This window comes from Pyramidobacter sp. CG50-2, from assembly GCF_003612005.1.
Lineage (GTDB): Bacteria > Synergistota > Synergistia > Synergistales > Dethiosulfovibrionaceae > Pyramidobacter.
The window spans coordinates 1-2,139 of the sequence record NZ_RAWT01000092.1 but is presented as its reverse complement, the minus strand read 5'-3'; the positions used below and the strand labels follow the sequence as shown (position 1 = coordinate 2,139).

Sequence of the window (2,139 nt, the reverse complement as noted above, 5' to 3'; positions counted from 1 at the left end):
GAGGGCGTCGGCGCGGATAATCCCGTGCAGTTCGCCGACGCGGCATCGGGCGTGACTTTTGTCGCTCTGCCCGAGACATCGAGCATCGAAGAGGGCGTCCTCTACGATTATCAGCCCGTCGTGGAAGCCGGCGCTGCGGACGATGTCAGCGCGTTCGGCCGCAACTGGTACTTCGTGGACATCGAGACCAAGAAGACCAACACCACCGAGGTGGCGCTCGCCAGCGCCGCGGCCGATTACGCGACGGCGACGGCGCGTCTGGAGATCGACAGCCTCAACAAGCGCCTCGGCGAACTGCGCGACTACGACGTCGAAGACAATGGCTTCTGGTTCCGTTACAAGCGCGGAGAGATGGAGGAGGACGACGCCTCCGGTTATTTCAAGCAGAAATACAACTTCTACCAGCTGGGCTACGACCGTAGGGACGACCGCGGCGAGCGCGGGATCTGGCGCAAAGGGCTGGCGTTGCACTATACCGACAGCTCCACCGATTTTTCGCACGGTTCGGGGACGCTCGACAGCTACGGCGCCTCTCTGTACGCCGGTTGGGCCGGCACAAAAGGGCACTACGCCGATTTCGTGCTGAAATACAGCCGCCTGGACAACGAATATTCCGTGTACGACCGCACCGGAACGGTCAAAGCCGATTACGACAACTGGGCCTTGAGCGCCAGCGTCGAATACGGCCGCAAATTCGACCTGGGCCACCGCTGGATCGTCGAGCCGCAGGCCCAGCTGGTTTATACCTATATCGAAGACGCCAGCTACCGGACCGACAATAACATCCTGGTCGAACAGGACGGCGTGGACAGCCTGATCGGGCGTCTCGGCTTCCGTCTCGGCCGCGAGTTCGGGGAGAAGGGGCAGGGCGGTTACGGCAAGTGGTACGTGAAAGCCGATCTGCTGCACGAGTTCTGCGGCGACCGCTTGGTGAATCTGTTCGGTGCCAAAGGACAGACTCTGTCCGAAAGCCGCGACGGCAAGGACACGTGGTTCGTGGCCGGGATCGGCGCCGACGTGACGATGGGGAAGAACTCGTTCTTCTACTGCGACGTGGAGAAATCCTTCGGCGCCGACATCGAGACGAACTGGCAGGTCAACCTCGGCGTGAGGTGGGAGTTTTAGACAGCGAAGCGAGCTTCACAAAAGGGCGTCCGCGGGATTTTTTTCGCGGGCGCCCTCTTTCATTTCTTTGAAAAATTACAGACAATGACGATGCTTGATAGATTGGAAGGGCAGGCGTATAATAATCACGTTAGGAATTTTATTTTGTTTTTCATTGGGTTTTATGACGCTGAGAAGATCGAATCTGGAAGGAGATCGACAAATGAAAAGGGCAAAATGGCTGATAGGCGTCGCGGCGATCGGAGTGGTTTTTGGTGAATACGGGGGGGGGTATGCGGCTGACGTTCACCAGAACATAACGGTTTCAGCGCCGGATTTTTCCTATGACAGCGCCGATCACCCCGAAGTGACTGGTGCGACGCAAATCAGACTTGGAAATTCTCTGGACGGCGTTGACGGCGGCACGTACACGGTCAAACTCAATATTCCCCATCCCAACGACGCGCTGACCACTTCATATAAGCCGGGATATTGGGCGCATTGCATGGAACGCTGGGGGCCGGCAATTTCCGCTTCAGCGACGTGAACCTGGACGTCTCCGGCAACGGCGTATACAAGGTGCGCCCCATGGCTTTCGGGGTCGGAACGTTTGACTTCGAAAACGTGAATCTGAAGATCGACGTGCGCAACTTTGAAGATGACCAAGATCTTGAGGTGACGGGAGTTCGGGTAGCGGATGCGGTTGTCAGCATCAAAAACCTGCATCTTGACAGCAGCGTCGATTTCCGCCAGTCGCCGAACGCCGCGCATAACGGCGTGTACAGCCTGGTAGAAGGAGCCCCGGGGACTTCCAGCGTGCTCAACCTGACGGGCAACGTCTACATCAACACCAACATTCCCGGCGGGGCGCAGGAGGCGTACGACGGCGAGTATGGCGTCGGCGTGGCCAAGAACGACGCCGTCAGCGGCAAGTACGGCGGCGTCGTCAACCTCAACGTCAAACCCGGCACGACGGAGATCCTCGATCCGAACAACGTCGTTCAGATCCTCGGCAATATCGACGTCAAAGATGGC

At 58.3% G+C, this 2,139-nt stretch carries 3 protein-coding genes; all 3 read left to right on the top strand.

All coding sequences use genetic code 11. The annotated features are described in order from the left end of the window. The coding region (locus tag D7D26_RS11855; RefSeq protein ID WP_120373179.1) for an autotransporter family protein at nucleotides 1-1,125 on the top strand (1,125 nt) is incomplete at its 5' end. 202 nt (nucleotides 1,126-1,327) lie between these two features. Then, on the top strand, nucleotides 1,328-1,651 hold the full coding sequence (locus D7D26_RS11850) for a hypothetical protein (protein ID WP_120373178.1): 324 nt from the start codon (nucleotides 1,328-1,330) through the stop codon (nucleotides 1,649-1,651). Further along, the coding region (locus D7D26_RS11845) for a hypothetical protein (RefSeq protein WP_199674791.1) at nucleotides 1,606-2,139 on the top strand (534 nt) is incomplete at its 3' end. The genes D7D26_RS11850 and D7D26_RS11845, both read left to right, overlap by 46 nt.

Excerpts from the sequence above, each read along its gene's own strand:
- D7D26_RS11850 (WP_120373178.1), top strand. The coding sequence starts at position 1,328 with ATGAAAAGGGCAAAATGGCTGATAGGCGTCGCGGCGATCGGAGTGGTT.